This is a genomic window from Collibacillus ludicampi (assembly GCF_023705585.1).
GTDB lineage: Bacteria > Bacillota > Bacilli > Tumebacillales > BOQE01 > Collibacillus > Collibacillus ludicampi.
This window is the reverse complement of record NZ_BOQE01000001.1, coordinates 2,990,391-3,007,741: the sequence shown is the minus strand read 5'-3', so window position 1 is coordinate 3,007,741 and position 17,351 is coordinate 2,990,391. Positions and strand designations below refer to the sequence as shown.

The window sequence follows — 17,351 nt, the reverse complement described above, 5'->3', positions numbered from 1 at the left end:
GAGGGAGACATCCTCCCATATTCATAAATCGTCCGTTTTAACAGCAATATCTTCTTCCATTGTTCGGAGGCTTGGGAAAATCATCTGGATCGCGAGGATCATGTTCAATCATTGCGCGTCCGCGCTTAAGGTCTTTACGGCCCGTATGTGCACTCGCTTCCGGTGAACCCGGAATGATGCGATCTTCATACATACCGAATACGATCGGTACCCCGTTCTCTACCATATGCCTTCCTTTCGCGAAAACGTGCACGATGCGAAACTCTTTGTCGGTCAATATGACGTCCCCCGCAGCTCCGGCTTGTATGATTCCTTTGTCATTCAGTTTCAACACACGCGCGACATGGCGGGTCACGATTCCAACCGCCGTTTCAATCGGAACCCCTTCTTCAACAATGGCATCCCGCGTTTCTTCCCATAACGTGGCAATCGATCCGATCCCCATTGCCACCAATTTCCCTTGATCGTCAAATATAGGGGAGCTCCCGTTGCTGTCTGAGCTCATCGTGATCTGCCAGGGATCGACGCCCCCATCGAGTAGTTGACGGATCGCCTTCGAAGGTTTCACGGAGATATGATCATGTTCATCCGGTCGAATGCCGGAAGTGATATCGACAAATCCCCCTTCCTGTGCATAACGGATCGCATCTTGCAGAAGATCGGGGTTTCGGTTCAAATGTGTTGGAACAAATACAGATTTGGGTAATTCCGTTTTATTGATGACGTCAAACAACTTGCTTAATTTCGAGTCGTCGTCTCCCACATGGATATGAAGAACTCCCGCTTTTCCTGCCAACAAACCGCCTACACGCGCCTCACTCGCCAATTGGACGAGCTGCTGTTCGCTTGGGTGGCTCGATCGCGTGTCCGCAATCGCAATTTCCCCCACACCGATCACTTTGTCGATAAACACAAGGTCGGAACGAGGAGACCCTGTGATCGTTCGCGTAGGCACTTGATATGCCCCACAATAAATATATGCGGTGATTCCTTCATTATCCAACGCTTTCGCTTTGGCGAGCAATTCGGATGTGCTGCGCGTCACTCCGTCCGTCCCCAAAACACCGACAACCGTGGTGACTCCGGCGGCCGTAATGTGGGACAACGAAATCTCCGGCGTGCGATAATGAAATCCCCCTTCCCCGCCTCCCCCTGTGATATGGACATGCTGATCGATCAAACCCGGGAACAGATACATGCCGCGTGCATCGATGTGTGTGACATCCGGAAGATGTAAAAAATGGGATAAATCATCACCAACCGCCAGGATGCGGTCAAAGCACAAGATTACGTCTTTCACTCCCAAATGTTTAGGGGAATAGATATCCGCCCCCTGAATCAATGTAAACATCATGAGTCCTCCTCGTATCTGTATCTGATCGTTGTTATTCTTTCCTTTCATAAGAGAGGGTAAACGGGTGATAATAATGCTGTTCCTGAGTTTGTATAAGGATACTTTTAGAAGCATTTTTAAATTAGAGATGCTTTTATTTATTGGGAAGGAGCGATATAATAGAACTTGGTGAGCATTCCCATGTGAAGTTGGAAATGCCACAAATCTATCTAAAAAAAGGAGAGATCAATCATGCCGTTGGTTGGTAAACCAGCTCCAGATTTTAACATGCCAAGTACCAAGAATCTTGAGACGCTCGCCGAAAATGTGAAGCTGTCCGATTACAAAGGCAAATGGCTCGTACTCTTCTTCTATCCGCTCGACTTCACGTTTGTATGTCCGACAGAAATCCTGGCGATGAACGAGCGTATTTCCGAGTTCCGTGACCTTGATGCAGAAGTACTCGGTGTGAGTGTTGACAGCGTTCATAGCCATCGCGCATGGATCAAAACTCCTCGCGAGCAAAACGGTCTCGGTCATCTCGAATATCCGCTCGCTTCTGACATTACGAAAGAAGTTGCTCGCGCATACGATGTTCTCATTGAAGAAAAAGGTATCGCTCTTCGCGGACTCTTTATCATCGATCCGGAAGGTATCATTCGTTACCAAACTGTACATGAACTGAACGTTGGTCGCAGTGTTGATGAAACCCTGCGTATCCTGGAAGCACTTCAAGCGGGTGGCATGTGCCCGGCAAACTGGAAGCCCGGTGAAGCTTTGCTCCAACCTTAATTGAAGGGAGGTTTCTCCCATGCCTATGCGCTTAGGAACTCCCATGCCTGACCTATCAGGCGCTACGGAATGGCTTAACGGTTCCTTGCAGCCTGAGGAGTTCAAGGGAGCTCCCACACTCGTTCATTTCTGGGCGGTTTCCTGCCATATCTGTCACGAGACCATGCCGGATCTCATTCGCTATCGCGATGAATGGATCGGTCAAGGACTGAAGATCGTAGGCGTTCATATGCCGCGTCAGGAATCGGATACGGACATAGAGAAAGTAAAACAGGATATTAACACATACGGGATTACGCATCTCGTAGGTGTAGACAACCGTCACACCGTAGCGAGTGCGTTCCAAAACGAATATGTACCGGCGTTCTTCCTTTTCGACCACAACGGAAACTTGTATTTTCGCGCAGCGGGAGATAAAGGATTCGAACGTCTCAAACCGAAGCTTGATTCCATGATGCAAGACTATTTGAGCAGTCAGGCATGAAACGGAGACAAGCAGAAACCGCTTCATCCTGAAATTTTATGGAAGCGCCTGGTTGCTGTCGGTGGAGGCGGTTACGATATATGGAGAGTAGTTCCCCGTGCATGGACGCTTTTATGGGCAGAGTTGTCAGAGCAGCCTTTACCGGACATGCTCCCTTCTAAATGGCGGGAAAAGTGGAAAAGCGATTCTCCATTTTCTCTTCCCGAGCGCTTTATCGATCCCGACGAACTTTTTCAACCGATTCCGAGGCGCAAAGAAATTGAGGAGAAAAACAGAATGACCTTGCACAAAGCTTTAAAGGAAACACCTTTTCTCCATTAACATAAACAGATTGCTTCCGATAGAGAATGAAAAGTTTCTTGTCCGGGAGAAAGGATAAGTCTACTACAAGCAAAGGAGTGGCTTTTGGGTGGGGTGTATCGCTTTGCGGCGCAGAGGTGAGTTGAAGGTCGTTCCGCAACCTCTATTAAGAATCCGGGCGGGACGACCTTCATCGAACCCAAGCGCAAAGCGATACACCCACCCAAGCACTCATTTTCAAGATAGCCACTCTTGCCGCTAGCTATAGTGTAATCAAAGGGTGAAAAGTGCCTTTAGGTGGGCGTAATGCTTTTGCGCGTAATAGCGACTTTGAAGGTCGTCTCGCAACATTTGATTATGATTCCATGCGAGACGACCTTCACGAAGTATAAGCACAAAGCATACGCCCGCCCCCACAGATTTTCTAAGTAATTTTCAAATGGTGTTTGACAAACTTTTGACCGTCTGATATATTTACAGAGTAAGCAGAGGCGTCCGTCTCTCACCCCTAGCGAGGTAGCGAACGGGTTCATGATGGTTCATGTCAAACTGCGTGATCATTGCGGACGTCATTCTACGTCCGCTTTTTATTTTACCTGGAGGTGACTCACGATTAGCCGCGAACACGAAACGCAGATCAACGAGAAGATTCGAGCGCGTGAAGTGCGATTGATTGACTCCAACGGCGATCAGCTTGGAATTGTTCCGCTTCAAAAGGCGCTTGAAATTGCCGAGGAGCGCAAACTCGATCTTGTCAACGTCGCACCTAACGCTAAGCCCCCCGTATGCAAGATCATGAATTACGGGAAATACAAGTACGAGCAACAAAAGAAGGAAAAAGAGGCTCGCAAGAATCAAAAGGTGGTCAGCATCAAGGAGATACGCTTGTCCCCCACCATTGATGAGCACGATTTCCAAACAAAGCTCCGCAATGTGGTCAAGTTCCTCCAAAGCGGTGATAAGGTGAAAGTGAGTGTTCGCTTCAGGGGTCGCCAGATCACTCATACCGAAATCGGCAAGCAAGTACTTGATCGCTTAGCTGAACATTGTGGTGAACTCGCTACCATCGAACGTGCCCCGCTCCTCGAGGGGCGTCAAATGATCATGATTCTCTCACCAAGAAAGGGTTGAACAGCATGCCAAAGATGAAAACTCACCGCGGTGCTGCAAAACGCTTTTCTCGCACCGGTTCCGGTAAGCTGAAACGTTCACACGCCTACACCAGTCACCTTTTTGCGAACAAATCTGAAAAAGTAAAACGTCATTTAAACAAACCTGCTTTGGTTTCCAAAGGCGATCAGAAACGAATCAAACAACTTGTTACTTACCTCTAAGGAGTGAAACAACATGCCGCGTGTTAAAGGTGGTATCGTTACACGTCGTCGTCATAAGAAAATTTTGAAACTCGCTCGTGGCTATCGCGGTTCCAAACATCGTCTGTTTAAGACTGCGAATGCCCAAGTGATGAAATCCCTGCTTTATGCATTCCGGGATCGTCGCCAACGCAAACGCGACTTCCGTAAACTCTGGATCACTCGTATCAATGCACAAGCTCGTGCGAACGGGTTGTCCTACAATAAGCTCATGCATGGTTTGAAACTTGCAGGTGTGGAAATCAATCGCAAGATGCTTGCTGATCTTGCCGTCAACGATAAACAAGCTTTCGCTCACTTATGTGAACAAGCAAAAGCGAAGCTTGCTTAATTCAAAAACCCCACAGTGTGAAATCACTGCGGGGTTTTTGTTGTCGATTGACCGGTGCAACGGTTTCAGCGATGCAACCTTCTCGTCATTCCCCAATAGTAACCCCCGAAAAAAATGATGTTTCTTCCGATCCATCCCGGAATATATCCAAAAATCATATAAAAAAGCGATACGAGGATAAACAGAACCGAAAGGAGCCCGTAGATTTTCTCATCACGGGCACTCGGCGCATCATCCGTCCGTTTGTTCATCCTTTTTTTCATCATGCGACCCACAATATAGCCAACACTCAGCAGGAGAAAAAAATAGGCCACTTCGAGAACCAATAGCCACGTGATTACCGGCATACAGATACCTCCTACACAAGAAAAGCAGGAGTTGAACCTCCTGCATGCGCATACGTTTCCATCTCTATTTCACAGAAACCGTATGGTTCTTGGGAAGAAATCCTGATTCCAGCAAGCCTTTCATCAAATCGGCAAACTGTTGCAGATCGATTTGTTGTTTCGCATCCGACAAAGCAACACTCGGCTCCGGATGAACCTCGACCATGATACCATCCGCTCCGACCGCGAGAGCTGCTTTCGCAACTGGAAGCAGAATGTCCTTACGCCCTGTTGAATGAGAAATATCCACCATAACGGGAAGATGGCTTTCTTGTTTCAAAATCGGAACGGCAGAGATATCCAGTGTATTTCTTGTCGCTTTCTCATACGTACGAATGCCGCGTTCACAGAGAATGATTTGCTCATTACCTCGAGACATAATATATTCGGCAGCAAATAACAATTCTTCAATCGTTGCAGACAAACCGCGTTTCAGAAGAATGGGTTTGTTGACGGAGCCGGCTGCTTTCAACAATTCAAAATTCTGCATGTTACGGGCACCGATTTGGATCACATCCACATAATCGAGCGCCAATTCGATATCGGCTGGAGTCACGATCTCGGAAATAGCCACCATTCCGTATTTATCAGCCGTTTCACGTAAGATCTCAAGCCCTCGAACTCCTAATCCCTGAAAATCATAAGGGGAAGTCCGCGGTTTATAAGCACCTCCGCGCAGCAGAACGATTCCTTGCTGCTGCAAACCTTTGGCGACCGTATCCATCTGCGCGCGTGTTTCCACCGAACAAGGGCCGGCTACGACAACAGGTTGACCGCCACCGATGCGCACATTTCCAAGTTCGATGACCGTATCTTCCGCCCGTCGTTTCCGCGAGACCAGCAATTCTTTTTTCTTCTCTTCCATCAATCCCAGAGATGCTTGGAAAATCTGTTTAAACAAGTGACGGATCGTATTGTCATCAAACGGGCCGGGATTCGCTGCCACCAGCTTATCGAGCATCTCTTTTTCACGAATCGGATCGAAACGATCAGTCCCTTTGATTTTTCAATTCACCGATCTGTTGAACGAGATCAGCGCGTTTATTTAATAGCTCCAGGATCTCCAGGTTGATTTCATCCAATTGATTGCGCAATTCCTGCATCTTATCCGCACTCAACACACTCTCTCCTTCCATCAAAACAATAACGTTCCATCACACGGTCGCATTTGTCTTGAGTTCAGCCAAAACTTCTGCCAGCTCACGCAAAAAGCGTTCGTTTTGCTCTGCGGTTCCGATGGAAACGCGAATATACGTGGGGAGTCCGAAGATCCCTCCATCGCGAACGATGACACCTTTTTTCAGCAACGATTGGAAAACCTGCTTCGCATCTACCTTTGTATCAAATAAGATGAAGTTTGTTTCAGTAGGAATATAGGAAAGATTGAGTGCGGCGAGCCCTTCGTAAATTTGCTGCTTTCCTTCCCGGTTCACACGAAGGCTCTCTTTCATATGTTCCACATCTTCCAGAGCGGCTAAAGCTGCCACTTGCGCCAGATGGTTGACATTAAATGGTTCACGCGTACGGCTAATGTAGCCGATGATATCAGCCGGGCCGATTGCATATCCCACACGGAGAGCGGCCAAACCGAACAGCTTCGAAAATGTGCGCATGACAACGATATTGAATCCTTCTTTCAGAAAATCGAGCCCTTGCGCATAGTCAGAAGCCTCTACATACTCGTTATAGGCCTCATCAACGATAACCAGTACGTGAGGCGGAAGATTTTCGATAAACTGCCGGAATTCCTGCTTTCGTATATAGGTTCCCGTTGGGTTATTGGGTGAACAGAGAAAGACGATTTTCGTCTTTTCCGTAATCGCATCCAAAAATGAGTTTAGATCATACGAAAAATCAGAATTCAAGGGTACTGGAACAACATTCGCTCCCATAAGAATGGTACCAAAGTCATACTCCGAAAAGGACGGTGTAGGGACAACTACTTCGTCGCCTGGTTCCAAAAACGTCTGGCAGATAAATGTGATCACTTCATCAGAACCATTCCCGATAACGATCATATCTTCAGAAACAGAAAATCGTTTCGCCAACGCTTGTTTTAACAGCGTCTGTCCCCCATCAGGATACAAATGCAATTCCGAGAGTGCTTCTCGGATCGCCTCCTGTGCTTTATGCGAAGCGCCGATAGGGTTCTCATTGGAAGCAAGCTTGATCACATCGGTTAATGCATACTCGCGTTGAACTTCCGCGATCGGCTTGCCTGGAGAGTATGGTTTGATTCGTTCAAGCGTTCCTCGGACGTTCTTCAGAATCTCCTGTGACATTCCCGACACTCCTGATCATCAAATTTTCTGCATGGATTGTTGTCGAACTGATATCCCGTGATCTCTTTTACGCTTCACGAGCTTTATAACTATATTGCTCGTATTGTACTACAGACCCCTTTTCCTGACAATACACGAAAACCTAAAGATTTAGAGAGTCTTTATGATTCACTCCCGTTTTCACCAAAAAACCCGCCTGTTCAGGCGGGTGACTGACATTTCTTACAAAGTCCATAATATTCCAATCGATAGGATGAGACGATGAAACCACTCTCCCGCGCAGCCGACGGATAGATTTCATTAACCGGCGGACTGGGGATATCGTAGACGTCGCCGCACTTCTCGCATACAAGATGAGCGTGCAGTGTTTCGTTCCCGTCATAGCGGCTGGCCATATCTCCGTAAGAAAGTTCACGGATGACACCATATTCCTTAAGAGTATTTAATGTATTATAAACGGTGGCTAACGAAATCCCGCTCAACGTTTGCGAGATCTCCCGGTGAATGTCTTCCGCTGTCGGATGTTTGTGCGTATTCTTCAAATATTTGAGGATCAATTGGCGCTGTGAGGTCAAACGAATCCCCTTCGCCCTCAGTGTCTCCAGCGCTTCCTCATAACTCGCGCTTTGCATGGTTAACACCACCCGGTACTTCCCTATGCTTGCTTTTCACAAAGTGAAAGCGAAACCTCCATTAATGGATGACATGATATTATCATTATTTTAAATGCTATAAGTCTGATCGTCAATCACAGGGATGTTAGCGAACACCGATTAGTCCGTGCTCACACTCTCTTTCCGGTATCCTGCCACACCCGCCGACAAGATAAAGCGCATTGCCTCTTCCGCTGTGATCGGAAGCAATTCCACATCTTCTCGCGGAACAAGCAAGGTCAGACCCGCCATCTGAAACGACTGGGGAACATAGACAGTGACATATCCGGATAAAGAATCTGTAAGTGCGCCAGCGTCATCCGAAGTCAAGAAACCGACCATTTTCATAGAAGTTCCTGGAATGGTAATTAAAGCAACTTGAGAGAAGGAACGTTTCTTACCGATCAGTGATTCAATCGTTTCTTTCACGATCGCGTAGAGGCTCTTGACAAAGGGAATTTTCTTGAGAATTTGGTCAGCCAAATCAAAAATCCTGCGCGATACGTAGTTTGTGGCCAAAATTCCAATACATGTAATCAGAATGATCGATAGAAGCAGGCCGAGCCCCGGTATGTAACTTTTCATTTCTTGCCGCAAGAAGCGCCCTAGCAGATTGTCGAGAAATTGAAAGACTTGTACGATCACGTAAATGACAAGTCCAATCGGCACAATCGTGATAATTCCGTTCACAAAATATTTAACCAATCGCTTCAATCCCGGATCTCACCTTTCCTCAAAAACTACTCCCTTGTTTTTCAGTTTACCCGGCCCTATATTTTTAGTAAACTTTAGAAGGGAATGTTTAACCATGATTAGAGGTGTTTCAATTGGATGTGCGGCTTTTATCAGCTTACACACAAATGCAGGTAAGTCGTTTATTTCCTGATATGGACGGGAATTCAGATTCAAGCTCTCCAACTACCGATTTCGATTTCGCAACTCTCCTCCTCAGTTTGCTTGAGGAAAAACAGACCGAAAGGAATCCTTCCTCCGTCCAATCACAGACGATGCCGCTTTCGGCAAGTATACCCCCGAATGAACCAATGCTGGATCATGATCAGAGTCAGTCGATTGATCCTATCATCGAACAGGCATCGCGTCGGTACGGGATCGATGCTGCCTTGATTCGAGCGGTCATCCGTCAAGAATCGAACTTTAATCCTTACGCCACTTCGCCCGCAGGAGCGATGGGACTGATGCAGCTTCTGCCGTCCACAGCCCGATCACTCGGTGTACAAAACGCGTACGACCCTGCCGAAAATATTGACGCGGGTACTCGTTATCTCAGGAGTTTACTCGATCGTTTCCATGGTGTCACATCTCTTGCGCTTTCTGCATACAACGCAGGTCCCGGAAACGTTGAAAAGTTTAACGGGATCCCCCCTTTCAAAGAAACACAGGATTATGTGCGTAAAGTGGAAGCTTATGCAAAGCAATACCAAACAAAAAATATGTAACCACTCCCCCTGAAGGCGAGTGGTTAATTTTGTTCACCCTGCATATTATTTCGCGGAAGAAATACAAATTGCGGAAATGGGATTTCCTTCACTTTCATGACCATCACATCCACCCCATATACGTCCGCCAACATGTCCGGTCGCAGTACTTCACTGGGCTTCCCATAAGAGACAAGTTGCCCTTTCGCAAGAAGGAGAATACGGTCGCAATATTGCACGGCAAGGTTCAGATCATGCAAAACGGCCACCCAAGTCAAACCCATTTGCTGTTTGGCCCTTTGCAACAAGTCCAGTAATTCATGCTGATGGAAAACATCCAAATATGTAGTCGGTTCATCAAGCAAGAGGATCTCCGGTTCTTGTGCCAAGGCACGTGCCAAAAACACGCGTTGCCTCTCTCCTCCGCTCATTTCATCCAAAGTGCGGTCACGCAGATGCCATGTACATGTCTTTTCCATCATTTCCCGAACAATTGCATGATCCTTTTGATTTTCGGTTTGAAAACGGCGCAGATAAGGATATCGCGCCATACGCACGATTTCGAGCGCCGTAAATTGAAAAGCGACCTCCGGATTCTGTACAAGCAAAGCCATCTTTCGCGCGCGCTCTTTATTTGCAAGCAGATGTACAGGCTCTCCGTTATAGTAGACGACTCCTGCGTCCGGTTTTTTAAGCCCTGCAAGATGACGGAGCAGCGTCGATTTTCCCGCTCCGTTCGGACCCAGAATGGCAACAGCTTCCCCTTTCTGCACGGTAAAAGAAATATCACGCAAAATCTGTCGTTCGTCTACATATGAAGAGATATGTTCGGCCGATATCACAGAATACCCCCTTGTTTTCGTGCACGGAGCAGATACGCAAAGAAAGGGGCGCCGAGCAGAGCAGTAACGACACCGATGGATAGTTCAACGGGAGAAAAAATCACCCGCGCAACTAGATCACATAACACGAGAAAGATTCCCCCTCCGATCCCCGCTAAAATGACGAGCATGCGGTGATCTGCCCCGAAAATCAGGCGGATCATATGGGGAACCACCAGTCCGACGAAACCGATGATCCCAGAGACTGCGACGGCGCTGGCAGCAAGTAACGAACTGATGATCAACAACGTCCACTTTGTCCGTTCCACACGAATTCCCAGCGATTCCGCCTGTAAATCCCCCAAAGCCAATGCATTCAGGTCACGTGAATAGGATGCGATCCACATCCACGCGACAAGGAGAAGAGGCAAGGAGATCCACGTATAATGCCAATCACGCAGAGACAAACTCCCAATCATCCACCAGATGATCTGTTGTGCGGCATTCCCGGGTGTCAACCAAAGGATCAACGTAAGGACAGCTCCAAAAAGGGCGTTGACCACAACACCGGCGAGAATCAATGTTTCCATGCGGAGAGTAGGTCCGATACGGCCTAGCGTCAACACGAGCCACAACGCGGCACATGCACCGAGAAAAGCCGCGACAGGAACGGCAAACAACCCAAGAGCATTCCCTTCGATCCCCAAACCGATCACGCTCGCGGCTCCAACCGAAGCTCCTGCAGAAACCCCCAATATATAAGGATCCGCAAGCGGATTGCGCAAGACTCCTTGATATCCCACACCGGCTACCGAAAGAGAAGCACCGACGATTAATCCCAAGAAGGTGCGCGGAATACGAATATGAGACAAAATAACCTCTTCCGTCTGGCTCCAGTTCGGTGTCACGAAACGATCACCAAAAGGTACATGATAGAGGAGATAAGAGACGACATGCGAGAACGGAATGGATATACTGCCGACAGCAATTGCGAGCAATAAGACGAAAAAGAAGAGTGCTGCTGTAAGCAGCACGAGAAACCCTTTCGTTTTCATTTGAACAATTCCGGATGGATCGCTTTGGCAAATTCAGCGAGCCCATCCACAATCCGTGGTCCCGGACGAGAAACCAGATTCGTATCGACCGAGACAATCCGATGATTTTTTACAGCATCAAGTCCCGACCAGCCGGAACGCTCAACTACACTTTTTTCCGCATCGGGCGTAAGACCATATGTGGCAATGATCACTTGCGGGTTTTTGGCGATCACCTGTTCTCCTGAAATCTTCGCCCAGCCTTTCAGATCACCCGCAATATTTTTGCCGCCGGCGAGTGTCACCATTTCGTCCATAAAAGTACCTTCTCCGGCTGTGAATATATCGGGCGCCGGGGAAACCTCCACATAGACGCGCGGCTTTTTGTCATCACTCAGCCCTTGGGTTTTGTCGGTGACTGTCTTGATTTTCGCTTCCATCCCATTCACGACTTCCTCCGCTTTGGCTTCCGTGTTTGTGATTTTGCCTACTTCGCGGATCGTCTCTTCCACATCTTTGATCGTCTTCGGCTCAAATGCTACCACGTTCAATCCGAGCGAGCGCAATGCATCGAGATCCTTCCCATTTGCAGAAGCGCCAGCCAAGACGAGATCAGGTTTCTGGGCGACAATCGCCTCCGCATTCGGTTTCAGATCGCCGATCACCGGTTTTTTCTTAACCTCCGGCGGATAATCATCCCACTTGGTCACGCCGACCACCTTGTCACCGAGGCCGAGAGCATAAAGAATCTCTGTATTGCTGGGAATCAATGAAACGATGCGTTTTGGTTCTTCTTGAATCGTGATTTTCTTGCCCGTGGCATCCGTGATTGTCAATGGATAAACAGTAGCAGCCGGTTTCTGTGTATCGGCATCTTTCTTCGGAGCGGAATCGGTGTTCTGATTCACTTGTCCGCATGCGGTTAAGAGAACACTCATGACAATGGCAGTTGATGCCATCCAGGCAGTCAACCGTTTTTTATTCTTCATGGAAGCTGAACCCCCTTGTACAATTTTATGGATATACACATTCATCCTCTGATCGTGCCGCCCATACAGCATGAGGAACGAAAAACAGGCAAGTAACGCAATAGTTGCAGATTTTCCTCACGTGTACGGATGGCGATGCGAAAATATCGAGAATCGAGTCCAGTAAAGGATCGACAATCGCGAATGAATATCCCTTTTTCTGCCAGTCGTTTCCATTCTTTTTCAATGTCGAAGCATGAATGACGAACGAGCAAAAAGTTTGTATCGCTGGGAAATACATCATATCCGCGCACACTCAATTCAGATTGCATTAATTCTCTTTCCTCTTGCAGCCATCTCAGAGTCTTCTCATGAAAGCTTTCATCGGAAAACGCCGAGATTGCAGCAATCTGCGCCAACGAATTGACCGACCAGGGGACTTGGTGTTCCCTCATCTTGCGAATCATTTCTCGAGTCGCACAGGCATAACCGACACGGAGCCCGGGAATCGCATAGAACTTGGTCATTGAACGGATCACAATGAGATTGGGATACGATTCCACATGGCGAATCTGTGTGCGTTCCGACTCATCCGCTACGAAATCGAGAAAAGCTTCATCAAGCAGCACATAGACGCCGTGCACCGCCGCTGTTTCCAAAATCGCATCCAGGGCCTCTTTCTTGATACATTGTCCTGTAGGGTTATTGGGATTCGCGAGAACGACCATATGTACATCGGCGATCTTTTGCACAAATTCATCGAGAGGGAAGTCTGCTCCTTCTTCCATGAGCAAATGAACCTTCTCAATCACCGCACCTTCCAGTCGCGCCGCCTGCTCGTATTCACGAAACGTTGGAGCCACCGTTAAGAGCCGTTTTGGTTGCAACACACGCATCACGAGAAAGATCAGTTCAGCCGCACCGTTACCTATACAGATACATTCGTCCGAAATCTCCCAGCGGCGGGATATGATATGGCGCAATTCTCGGCAATGTGGATCAGGATAATCATAAATGCTAAACAGTCTTTCTTGCAACACACGCATCACAAGAGGCGGCGGGCCAAGAGGATTAATATTCGCGCTGAAATCAACTATTTCCTCTCGCTTCAAGCCGGATTCCTTGCAATAGCGAAACACATCTCCGCCGTGTTTCATCACATCCACCTTCGAATCACCTCCATCGCTATGAGTACAACCAATTCTTGGATTTCACACATCGCTCCGTACGTGTCTCCCGTCAGCCCGCCTAATTTCTTCACCCATAAACGTCCGATTCCATATACGGTCACAAAAAAAAGCGGGATCATAGCCGCCCCAAGCCCTTTCCATACGTATATCGGCAAGATCAGAAACAAGCCGCCACCGATGATGTGAAAGGTTCCGACCTTTCCGGCGAATACTTTTCCCATCCCTTCTTCCCTCGCATAGGGAAACCAGGCGATTAAGAGAACCATCGCATATCGGCCAAACGCTGGCATCAGAATCCAGATCCAATGAGTATTCGCCCCCAATTGTTCGAAAAACGCCCATTTGAGGGAAAACACGATCAAGAGCGCAATGGCACCCATCGCCCCGATACGGCTGTCCTTCATAATCTCTAACATCCGTTCGCGCGAACGCCCCGAAAGCAACCCGTCCGCCGTGTCCATCAGGCCATCCAAATGAAGCCCGCCCGTGAGGATGATCGATACGATCACCATGAAAAGAGCAGCGATGTGTCCCTGAAACCATGTAAACATCAAAAATGAAAGGCAAGCATAAATAATCCCCAGCATAAGGCCTACATAGGGATAAAAGGCAACGCTTCTGACAAGATCCCTCTCATTGACTATCGTTATCCGGACGGGAATCCGTGTCAAGAATTGTACAGCCAGTAGAAACGGTTTCATTGAAAACACCCTTTCCAAGTGAGAAAAATCAACCATATACCCACCAAGAATAGAAAGGGAGAAAAAAAGAGAATCCGTATCGTCCGGTCAATATGTTCGATGTTCAACTCTTGTTTTGCATCCCCCATATACTCGCGAAAAGATACTCGGTTATGATACACATTATAGCCGCCTAAACGAATCCCCAACGCACCGGCAACACCAGCTTCCGGAATACCGCTGTTCGGACTCGGATGTTTTTTCGCGTCGCGAAGGATGATCTTCCATGCTCCCGCACCCGATGCGCCTGTGAGCCAGGAAGCGAGTACGATAAGAATCGCCGTTATCCTCGCAGGAACCCAGTTTAACCAATCATCCAACTTGGCAGAAACATAACCGAAATGCAGATAACGCTCGTCCTTATAGCCAACCATAGAATCGAGCGTGTTGGCCGCGCGATACGCCATCGCCAGTGGTGCCCCGCCGATACATGCATAAAAGAGAGGCGCTATGACCGCATCGACGATGTTTTCCGCCACACTTTCTACAGCGGCACGAATGATCTCTTTTTGTGAAAGTTTGCTCGTATCGCGGCTCACGATCATGCCTACTTCATAACGGGCTTGTTCGATTTTTTCTTCCCGTAATTGTTTCGCTACTTGATAACCTGCGGCGGCGAGCCCCCGGGTCGCGATCGTCGTAGAAATCAGCCATACTTCGGCAGCCTTGCCGACCCACGGGTGAACCATGTACAGCAGCTTGAGAATCATCGCCGTAAGTCCTGCGCTGACAGCAATCACTGCCAATGCCAATACGGCTCCGCGCAAGCGTTCCTGTGAAGGGGTAAGCGGGGAAGAACGCAACCGTTTTTCCAATGCTTGTATCATCCGACCGATAGCGATCACCGGATGAGGCAGCCATCGCGGATCGCCGACGAGCAGGTCGACAAGGAAGGCACAAGAGGCGACGAGAATCACAGACGCACCTCCCATTGTTTAAGATCAATCGGGATACCGCTGATGACCGCATACACCGCGTCCGCACATCGAGCGACACGCTGATTCATAAGGCCGAGGGCGTCCCGATAGTCCCTTACCTCTTTGCTCGCAGGTACGATCCCGAGACCCACTTCACTCGATACGATCACGACAGGATGCGGATATTCCTGACAGGCTGCCAGCAAATCATCCGCCCTTTTCTGAATCCGTTCTTCGAGTGAAGATTCCTGACCGACAGTTTGTTCCTCATATAACCAGTTGCCTACCAACAGTGTCAAACAATCGATCAGGAGAATCCCTTGAACATTCGGATGGGAACGAATCGTTTCGGCGACACGGGAAGTTTCCTCCACAGTGATCCAATGGCCGGGACGCCTCTCTCTGTGAATGTGGATGCGCGCTTTCATCTCCTCATCAAGTTCTGGCGCTGTCGCAAGATAGGTCACTGCCAATCCCGTTTGCTCCTGCAATCGAGAACATAGGGTCTCGGCGAAACGGCTCTTTCCGCTCCTTGTACCGCCGATCACAAGCGTCAAATGCGCATGGTAAAACGATGTCATCACAAACGTTCCCCTTTCATTTCCTCACGTATGGCGGCAGCGAGAGCACGACGAACCGCCCGGGCGATCGCCATCCCAACGTCGGTTCCCGGTCCCGCATAGGGGAAATAGGGCCCTTCTCCACAAGCGGCGATCACAACTGCGTCCGTTGTGGTTCCAGTAGCGACAAGGCCACTGGATGTACACAAAATGTTGTACTCCTGAAAAATCGTCGCTTTCGCTTCGGTGACCGTGATCATCGCGTTCACCATCGCACTGTCCGGCATGGAACCGGAAACGAAAACGATGATGTTTACTGTACCCATGTTTGAAGCGTTGATGTTCATACCTGCTCGAAGGGCATTGCTCGTCCCCGCTGTTACGGCCGCCATGACACACGCATTCCCCACCGTTTCATACGCATTTTGAACCTTTTTTACATCAACGGCTGTCAACAAGCCAATCCCTTCCATGGTATCGGACAATCCCGAACGTTTGATCGCTTCACGCAGATCGGAGCACGGATCATCGGAACAATAATGCTTATCCACCGTCATGTTCATGATAAATCGAGCATCGCGGCGGATCCCCCCGCCATAAACGGCGGATGATATCGTATGCAAAGGGCGTGAGGAATGAATGATAAAGCGATTGTCAAACCACTCCCAAGTAAGACTCGGTATCCACGTTTCACTCGTGGGTTGCACCAGATACACCCGCCTCTGCGAACGTGGCCATTTCTCGCAAAATACGGCACGCCGCCTGGAAAATCGGGATGGCAAGTGCGGCACCGGAACCTTCACCGAGACGCATGTCCAGCGAAAATAGCGGTGTTTTGCCCAAATCGTTTAATACCACACGATGACCGGGTTCCACAGAAAGGTGAGAAGCAAAAAGATAAGGATGTACCGCAGGCTCAATCTTAGCTGCAATCCAAGCGGCTACTGTGGAGATATACCCGTCCATAATTACCGGCACGCGATGACTTGCCGCTCCCAGTACGGCGCCTGCCAACCCGGCCACTTCAAGGCCTCCTACTTTCGAAAGCACATCGATCGGATCTGACGGATCGATGCTGTGAAACGACAACGCTTTTTCAATCACGCGAGCCTTATGTAGGAGGCGTTCATCATCAAGGCCTGTTCCGCGTCCAACCACTTCCATCGGTGAGCGACCGGTGAAGGCGGCAACCAATGCAGCGCTCGTCGTTGTGTTGCCAATTCCCATCTCACCGATCGCCAACAAACGGGTTCCCGATCGTGCGAGATCTGCCGCTTCTTCCCAGCCTACTTGTAGCGCGGTTAACACTTCATCTCGCGTCATGGCTTCCGTTTGCGCAAAATTTCCGGTACCTGGACGTACTTTCCGTTTTCGCAAAGATTCCGCCTCTAATTCGGAAGCTACCCCGATGTCCACCACGCGGACGGCCGCATTGGCCTGTCTGGCTAGCGCGTTAATCGCCGCCCCGCCTCGCAGGAAATTATAGACCATCTGTGCCGTGACATCAGGCGGGTAAGCGGAAATACCCTCTTCTGTCACTCCATGATCTGCAGCCATGATGAGAACTGCTGCCGGGTCACATTGAGGAAGCGGTTCTCCCGTCACAGCCGCAAGTTCGATCGCCAATGATTCGAGCCTTCCCAAACTTCCGGGCGGTTTTGTTAATTGGTTCATCCTCTTCGCCGCTTGACTGCGGGCTTCGTCACTGACTGGGGGGATTTTCGCTGTCCAATTTTTCACTTCCAACATGT

Annotated in this window: 20 protein-coding genes and 1 pseudogene; 6 read left to right on the top strand and 15 right to left on the bottom strand. The window is 48.9% G+C overall.

What is annotated here, in order from left to right; genetic code table 11:
- Positions 1 to 37: 37 nt before the first annotated feature.
- A complete protein-coding gene (gene iadA / locus DNHGIG_RS15235) occupies positions 38 to 1,351 on the bottom strand; it encodes a beta-aspartyl-peptidase (protein WP_282200386.1) in 1,314 nt (437 codons plus the stop codon).
- A gap of 234 nt (positions 1,352 to 1,585) precedes the next feature.
- Here iadA and DNHGIG_RS15230 point away from each other — a divergent pair, with 234 nt between their 5' ends.
- The 5 genes from DNHGIG_RS15230 (at position 1,586) to rplT (ending at position 4,613) form a co-directional block, all read left to right on the top strand.
- Complete coding sequence (locus DNHGIG_RS15230; protein ID WP_282200385.1) at positions 1,586 to 2,125, top strand: peroxiredoxin; 540 nt, start codon at positions 1,586 to 1,588, stop codon at positions 2,123 to 2,125.
- 19 nt (positions 2,126 to 2,144) lie between these two features.
- Complete coding sequence (locus DNHGIG_RS15225; protein WP_282200384.1) at positions 2,145 to 2,609, top strand: TlpA family protein disulfide reductase; 465 nt, start codon at positions 2,145 to 2,147, stop codon at positions 2,607 to 2,609.
- 912 nt (positions 2,610 to 3,521) lie between these two features.
- On the top strand, positions 3,522 to 4,040 hold the full coding sequence (gene infC, locus DNHGIG_RS15220) for a translation initiation factor IF-3 (RefSeq protein ID WP_282201442.1): 519 nt from the start codon (positions 3,522 to 3,524) through the stop codon (positions 4,038 to 4,040).
- A gap of 5 nt (positions 4,041 to 4,045) precedes the next feature.
- Positions 4,046 to 4,243 (top strand): 50S ribosomal protein L35, encoded by a 198-nt coding sequence (gene rpmI / locus DNHGIG_RS15215; RefSeq protein ID WP_282200383.1) that lies wholly within the window; start codon positions 4,046 to 4,048, stop codon positions 4,241 to 4,243.
- Positions 4,244 to 4,256: 13 nt separating this feature from the next.
- The gene (gene rplT, locus DNHGIG_RS15210; RefSeq protein ID WP_282200382.1) at positions 4,257 to 4,613 is read left to right on the top strand and encodes a 50S ribosomal protein L20; all 357 of its coding nucleotides are present in this window, start codon (positions 4,257 to 4,259) and stop codon (positions 4,611 to 4,613) included.
- 65 nt (positions 4,614 to 4,678) lie between these two features.
- On the opposite strand, the gene DNHGIG_RS15205 is transcribed toward rplT, so the two are convergent.
- The 5 genes and pseudogenes from DNHGIG_RS15205 to DNHGIG_RS15185 form a co-directional block, all read right to left on the bottom strand.
- Entirely contained in the window at positions 4,679 to 4,960 is a 282-nt protein-coding gene (locus DNHGIG_RS15205) for a hypothetical protein (protein WP_282200381.1), read from the bottom strand.
- A gap of 64 nt (positions 4,961 to 5,024) precedes the next feature.
- A pseudogene (locus DNHGIG_RS15200) lies at positions 5,025 to 6,117 on the bottom strand (bifunctional 3-deoxy-7-phosphoheptulonate synthase/chorismate mutase).
- 36 nt (positions 6,118 to 6,153) lie between these two features.
- Positions 6,154 to 7,281, bottom strand: a complete 1,128-nt coding sequence (gene hisC, locus DNHGIG_RS15195; RefSeq protein ID WP_282200380.1) for a histidinol-phosphate transaminase — start codon at positions 7,279 to 7,281, stop codon at positions 6,154 to 6,156.
- Positions 7,282 to 7,481: 200 nt separating this feature from the next.
- Positions 7,482 to 7,913 carry a Fur family transcriptional regulator gene (locus DNHGIG_RS15190; protein WP_282200379.1) on the bottom strand — a complete coding sequence of 144 codons (432 nt, stop codon included), beginning with the start codon at positions 7,911 to 7,913 and terminating at the stop codon, positions 7,482 to 7,484.
- A 141-nt stretch (positions 7,914 to 8,054) separates the two neighbouring features.
- Positions 8,055 to 8,648, bottom strand: coding sequence for a DUF502 domain-containing protein (locus DNHGIG_RS15185; RefSeq protein ID WP_282200378.1), 594 nt, complete (start codon positions 8,646 to 8,648; stop codon positions 8,055 to 8,057).
- Positions 8,649 to 8,761: 113 nt separating this feature from the next.
- Here DNHGIG_RS15185 and DNHGIG_RS15180 point away from each other — a divergent pair, with 113 nt between their 5' ends.
- Positions 8,762 to 9,391, top strand: a complete 630-nt coding sequence (locus DNHGIG_RS15180; protein WP_282200377.1) for a lytic transglycosylase domain-containing protein — start codon at positions 8,762 to 8,764, stop codon at positions 9,389 to 9,391.
- A 23-nt stretch (positions 9,392 to 9,414) separates the two neighbouring features.
- On the opposite strand, the gene DNHGIG_RS15175 is transcribed toward DNHGIG_RS15180, so the two are convergent.
- Genes DNHGIG_RS15175 through cobT form a run of 9 tightly spaced genes read right to left on the bottom strand, consistent with a single transcriptional unit; the run spans position 9,415 to position 17,349 of the window.
- Positions 9,415 to 10,212, bottom strand: a complete 798-nt coding sequence (locus DNHGIG_RS15175) for a heme ABC transporter ATP-binding protein (protein WP_282200376.1) — start codon at positions 10,210 to 10,212, stop codon at positions 9,415 to 9,417.
- Complete coding sequence (locus tag DNHGIG_RS15170; protein WP_282200375.1) at positions 10,209 to 11,246, bottom strand: FecCD family ABC transporter permease; 1,038 nt, start codon at positions 11,244 to 11,246, stop codon at positions 10,209 to 10,211. The genes DNHGIG_RS15175 and DNHGIG_RS15170 overlap by 4 nt, the downstream gene beginning before the upstream one ends.
- A complete protein-coding gene (locus DNHGIG_RS15165; protein WP_282200374.1) occupies positions 11,243 to 12,214 on the bottom strand; it encodes an ABC transporter substrate-binding protein in 972 nt (323 codons plus the stop codon). Before DNHGIG_RS15165 ends, DNHGIG_RS15170 begins: the two co-directional genes overlap by 4 nt.
- Positions 12,215 to 12,255: 41 nt before the next feature.
- The gene (gene cobD / locus DNHGIG_RS15160) at positions 12,256 to 13,350 is read right to left on the bottom strand and encodes a threonine-phosphate decarboxylase CobD (protein WP_282201441.1); all 1,095 of its coding nucleotides are present in this window, start codon (positions 13,348 to 13,350) and stop codon (positions 12,256 to 12,258) included.
- Positions 13,350 to 14,084: an adenosylcobinamide-GDP ribazoletransferase gene (cobS, locus tag DNHGIG_RS15155; protein WP_282200373.1), complete on the bottom strand. Its 735-nt coding sequence runs from the start codon at positions 14,082 to 14,084 to the stop codon at positions 13,350 to 13,352. The genes cobD and cobS overlap by 1 nt, the downstream gene beginning before the upstream one ends.
- Positions 14,081 to 15,040 carry an adenosylcobinamide-phosphate synthase CbiB gene (cbiB, locus tag DNHGIG_RS15150; RefSeq protein ID WP_282200372.1) on the bottom strand — a complete coding sequence of 320 codons (960 nt, stop codon included), beginning with the start codon at positions 15,038 to 15,040 and terminating at the stop codon, positions 14,081 to 14,083. The genes cobS and cbiB overlap by 4 nt, the downstream gene beginning before the upstream one ends.
- Positions 15,037 to 15,621: a bifunctional adenosylcobinamide kinase/adenosylcobinamide-phosphate guanylyltransferase gene (cobU, locus tag DNHGIG_RS15145; RefSeq protein ID WP_282201440.1), complete on the bottom strand. Its 585-nt coding sequence runs from the start codon at positions 15,619 to 15,621 to the stop codon at positions 15,037 to 15,039. Before cobU ends, cbiB begins: the two co-directional genes overlap by 4 nt.
- On the bottom strand, positions 15,621 to 16,307 hold the full coding sequence (locus tag DNHGIG_RS15140; protein ID WP_282200371.1) for an adenosylcobinamide amidohydrolase: 687 nt from the start codon (positions 16,305 to 16,307) through the stop codon (positions 15,621 to 15,623). Before DNHGIG_RS15140 ends, cobU begins: the two co-directional genes overlap by 1 nt.
- Positions 16,291 to 17,349 carry a nicotinate-nucleotide--dimethylbenzimidazole phosphoribosyltransferase gene (cobT, locus tag DNHGIG_RS15135; RefSeq protein WP_282200370.1) on the bottom strand — a complete coding sequence of 353 codons (1,059 nt, stop codon included), beginning with the start codon at positions 17,347 to 17,349 and terminating at the stop codon, positions 16,291 to 16,293. Before cobT ends, DNHGIG_RS15140 begins: the two co-directional genes overlap by 17 nt.
- Positions 17,350 to 17,351 lie beyond the last annotated feature (2 nt).